Genomic DNA, 4,587 nt, shown 5'->3' with positions numbered 1-4,587 from the left:
ATCGCCGCCCTCGAAGCCACCCAACTGCACCGTCACGAGTTCCACGGCGACTGGAACTACACGCTCACGGCCCACCCCACCGCGACACGCCCGAAAACACCCACCTAATTACTGCGCGATCCCTAAGCCAAAGCTAGGCCGGCGATGACAGCGTCGGCCGGGAAGGTACGACCCATGCTCAACGTAGTCCCTGATTCGGCTGCCCGCGAGGATTCCGGTGTCGAGGTCGCGCTGGCGGGCCCGGTGTCGTCGGTGATCGATGAGATCGTGCGCGAGGGTGCACAGCGGATGCTGGCCGCGGCGTTGCGGGCCGAGGTGGCCGCCTATTGCGCCCAGTTCGCCGATGAGCGCGACGAGAACGGGTGCCGGTTGGTGGTGCGCAACGGTTATCACGAGCCGCGCGAGGTGATCACCGCAGCTGGTGCCGTGCAGGTGCATGCGCCGCGGGTGAACGACAAGCGGGTTGACCCGGAAACTGGTGACCGGGCGCGGTTTTCGTCGGCGATCCTGCCGCCGTGGGCGCGCAAGACCCCGCGGGTCCAGGAGGTGCTGCCGCTGCTGTATCTGCACGGGCTGTCCAGCCAGGACTTCGGGCCGGCGCTGGGGCAGTTCCTCGGCTCGACCAAGGGGCTGTCGGCGGCGACGATCACCAAGCTGACCGAGACCTGGCAGGCTGAGCAGAAGGCGTTCGCGGCCCGCGACCTGTCGAACGTGGATTACGTGTACGTATGGGCCGACGGCATTCACGTCAACGTGCGCCTGGAGGAGGCCAAGCTGTGCCTGCTGGTGCTGATCGGGGTGCGCGCGGACGGGCGCAAGGAGTTGATCGCGCTCACCGACGGCTACCGGGAGGCGGCCGAGTCGTGGGCGGATCTGCTGCGTGACTGCAAACGCCGCGGCATGCGCGCACCGGTGCTGGCGATCGGGGACGGCGCGCTGGGGTTCTGGGGTGCGCTGCGCGAGGTGTTCCCCGAGACCAAGGAGCAGCGCTGCTGGTTCCATAAAATATCGAATGTTCTTGCTGCACTGCCGAAGTCGGCGCATCCCGGGGCGAAGAAAGCCTTAGCGGAGATCTGGAACGCCGAGGACAAACGCCATGCGCAGGACGCGGTCAAAGCGTTTGAGGCGGCCTACGGCGCGAAGTACCCCAAGGCGGTCGCCAAGATCACCGACGACCTCGATCAGCTACTGGCGTTCTACGACTTCCCCGCCGAGCATTGGATCCACCTGCGCACTACAAACCCCATCGAAAGCACCTTCTCGACCGTGCGCAACCGCAGCAAAATCACCAAAGGGCCGGGTTCGCGCGCCCAGGGAATTGCCATGGCCTACAAGCTGATCGAGGCCGCGCAGTCACGCTGGCGCGCGGTGAACGCACCCCACTTGGTCGCCCTCGTCCGTGCTGGCGCCAAGTTCGAGAACGGCAAACTCGTCGAACGCCCCGACGAACCGGTCACCGACGAAACCCGGAAGGAGGCCGCCTGAAAAATCTTGATCCACAGGTATTGACAATGTGCGACACGAAGTCGCGCGCAGCGAGTGAGCTCGCAGATTGGAGGCCGATTATGCCGGGTGCGTAGCTCCCGATCAGTGTTCGAGATCGGTTCCCGCCTCGACGTGCATCGGCAGGTCCCGCCTGCCGGGGTGCGAAGCTCGAGGAAGAAGCCCAAGGGCCCCCGCTCCGTCCGGGGGAGCAACCGGGCGAGGGAAAGACCGGACGGGCGAACGCAAGTGAACTCCTGATGATGCCTCGTGAGACCTAGCCCGGGCTATGACGGGATGAACAACCGGGTGACAGGGCCTGGCCGCTGGTGGAGGCGGCAAGCGGCGACTCGACAATTGTCGCGAGTCGCGGGAACACCGCTGGCCCCGGGGTGAAGGGAGCGCCCATCCCGGTCGCGTCTCGTGCGTGCGCAACGTGGAAACCCCGTCGGGGTCCGAGACTTTCGTAGTTTCGGTAGGCCGATCGTGAGAGGGGCGGAACTCCTCGGCGGGACAGGATGCCCAAGAAGCGGATGCCGGTGGCCGAAAGGCGACGGGACTCGCGGCGAATTGCTGTCACTCCAAGGCGGTCGTCGTGGGGAACCGGCCGGATGCCGGTCCGTGCGGCCGGACCCGAAAGGGTGCTGACGTGGGCAGGTGAGCCTTTGAACACCGAGGCCGACGGCCTGATGAACCGAAGGGGCAAGTTGGACACCGTTGTGGTGAACGGACCCGAGGACGTCGCTGTGGAATGGGATTTCGTCGACTGGCGTGTCCATGAGCAGAACGTAATCCGGTTGCGGCGCAGGATCTTCAAGGCGACGCGGGAGCAGGACTGGGCCACGGTCCGGTCGCTGCAGAAACTGATGCTGGGATCGTGGTCGAACACGCTTGTCAGCGTGCGTCAGGTCACCCAGCGCAATACCGGGCGTCGGACGGCCGGGATCGACGGCGAGGTCGCCTTGTCGTCGCCGGAGCGGGCGGAGATGGCGGTGCGTGTGCACCGCAGCCGCTCGGACTGGGACCCGATGCCGGTCCGGCGCGTGTACATCCCGAAGGCCAGTGACAAGACGAAGCTGCGCCCGCTCGGTATCCCGGTGCTGATGGATCGGTGCCACCAGGCACGGGTTCGCAACGCGCTGGAACCGGAGTGGGAGGCCAGATTCGAGGCCCGCTCGTACGGGTTCCGACCTGGCCGCAGCTGCGCCGACGCGATCGGCTCGTTGTACGCCACCCTGCACGGGCCTCGTGCCCACCGGGTGTGGATTCTGGACGCCGATCTGTCGGCCGCGTTCGACAGGATCGACCATTCCCGGCTCCTCGATGCGCTCGATGGGTTCCCCGCTCGGGGTCTCGTCGAACGCTGGCTGCGGGCCGGGGTGGTCGAGCAGGGCCGGTTCTCGCCGACCGAACAGGGTTCGCCCCAGGGCGGTGTGATCAGTCCGCTGTTGATGAACGTGGCGTTGCATGGCCTGGAGGAGGCCGCCGGTGTCCGTTACCACTCGACCGGCACACAAGCCGGGAAAGCGGTTGCGGGAACACCGATTCTGGTGCGGTACGCCGACGACTTGGCGGTCTGCTGCTGTTCGCGGCAACAGGCCGAGCAGGTCAAGGCGCGGATGGCGGCATGGCTGGCGCCGAGAGGGCTGGTCTTCAACGAGGACAAGACACGCATCGTGCACCTCGAAGAGGGTTTCAATTTTCTCGGGTTCAACCTGCGCCGATATCGGCGCACGGACCAGCCCGCCAAGCTGCTGATCACACCGAGCCAGGACGCGGTCAGGCGACTCCGGCACAGGCTAGCCGACGAGACGCGCCGCATGCGCGGCTCGAACGCGATGGCGCTCATCGCCAGGCTCAACCCGATCATCCGGGGCTGGGCCGCCTACTACCGAGGGGTGGTGTCCAGCAAGCTGTTCGGCGCGCTGGATCACTACGTGTGGTGGCTCACCTACCGGTGGGCGTGCCGCAGCCACCCGCGAAAACCGAAGAAGTGGATCGTGCGCCGCTACTTCGGCCGGTTCAACAAGTTCAGGAACGACCGGTGGGTGTTCGGCGCCCGCGATCACGTGCTCAACGAGCGCGGCGACATCGCGCACCTGACCAAGTTCTCCTGGACCAACATCGTCCGGCACCAGCTGGTCGCGGGCGGGGCGTCTCCGGACGACCCCGACCTGATCGACTACTGGGCTGCGCGGCGGCGAAAGGTGTTGCCCCCGTTGGACAGCTACAACCTGCGCCTGCTCGCCGAGCAGGACGGGCGCTGCCCGCTGTGCGGGGACCACATCCTTACACCCGATCAGCCACCGCAATCCCCGCACGCGTGGGAACGCTGGTGGCTGAGCATCATCAAACGGGCCATCGCCGCCGACTACCTCACCCATCACGGGCGAGGCAGCACGCTGGACGGGAACCGAACACGCCTGGTACACACCTCCTGTCACCGCAGCCTGCAGGCTCGCCGACGCAGGAGACCGGAATCCGCGACGCCCTCGGGGCTTGCTTGAGCCGAGTGCGGGGCAACTCGCTCGCTCGGTTCTGAGGGGGCCCCGGCGCAGCAATGCGCCGGGGCTACCCGACTGCTCGGGCAGGTTGTCCCAGATCAAGGTGATCTTGTCGCCACTGAAGTGGGCGTGTAGGTCGGTGAGGAACTCGATCAGTGAGTCGGTGTTGTAGGAGCCTTGCTTGATCTGGAACACCAGCGCGGCCTGGCTGGCGTCGGGCCGGTAGGCCAGCGCGCCGGACATCGACAGGCGAGTCCAGGAGAATCGGTGGCGCAGCAGCGGGGTGTGGCCCTTGGGTGCCCAGGTCCCTCTCACCGGGGGGAGCAGGGAAAACCCGCTTTCGTCTTGGAAGATGATCCAGGCGCCGCGGCGCCGGGCGCTTTTTTTATGCGCGGCCAATCCTGTTTGACCCAGGTGGCGATCGCCTCGTCGTCGCGTTCGACCGCGCGTCGCGCCGGACGCTGTCTGCTCCACCTCAGCCGGTCACGCAGCAGTGTCCAGGTCTGCGTTTGGCCGTAACGGACTCCGGTCAGCGTCTCGATCACATCGGCGACCCGCGCCAGGGTCCACATCTCGGTTGGAAAGCCATTGGCCCGTGGGC

Annotated in this window: 3 protein-coding genes and 1 pseudogene; 2 read left to right on the top strand and 2 right to left on the bottom strand. The window is 66.5% G+C overall.

The window, feature by feature from the left end; translation table 11 throughout:
* Positions 1-174: 174 nt before the first annotated feature.
* Both EET03_RS28360 and ltrA read left to right on the top strand, forming a co-directional pair.
* Positions 175-1,485, top strand: coding sequence for an IS256 family transposase (locus EET03_RS28360; RefSeq protein WP_075542375.1), 1,311 nt, complete (start codon positions 175-177; stop codon positions 1,483-1,485).
* 662 nt (positions 1,486-2,147) lie between these two features.
* Positions 2,148-3,989, top strand: a complete 1,842-nt coding sequence (gene ltrA, locus EET03_RS28355) for a group II intron reverse transcriptase/maturase (RefSeq protein WP_244232583.1) — start codon at positions 2,148-2,150, stop codon at positions 3,987-3,989.
* 138 nt (positions 3,990-4,127) lie between these two features.
* Here ltrA and EET03_RS33200 read toward each other — a convergent pair.
* Positions 4,128-4,301: pseudogene (locus EET03_RS33200) on the bottom strand (hypothetical protein); the annotation flags it as partial.
* Positions 4,298-4,587, bottom strand: a 290-nt coding sequence (locus tag EET03_RS32145; protein ID WP_244232582.1) for a winged helix-turn-helix domain-containing protein, incomplete at its 5' end; no start/stop codon positions are given. The gene EET03_RS32145 and the pseudogene EET03_RS33200, both read right to left, overlap by 4 nt.

Source organism: Mycobacterium innocens (assembly GCF_900566055.1).
Classification (GTDB): domain Bacteria; phylum Actinomycetota; class Actinomycetes; order Mycobacteriales; family Mycobacteriaceae; genus Mycobacterium; species Mycobacterium innocens.
This window is presented reverse-complemented; position numbering and strand designations above follow the sequence as displayed.

Coding starts and splice junctions, on each gene's coding strand:
- EET03_RS28360 (WP_075542375.1), top strand. CDS start 175: ATGCTCAACGTAGTCCCTGATTCGGCTGCCCGCGAGGATTCCGGTGTC.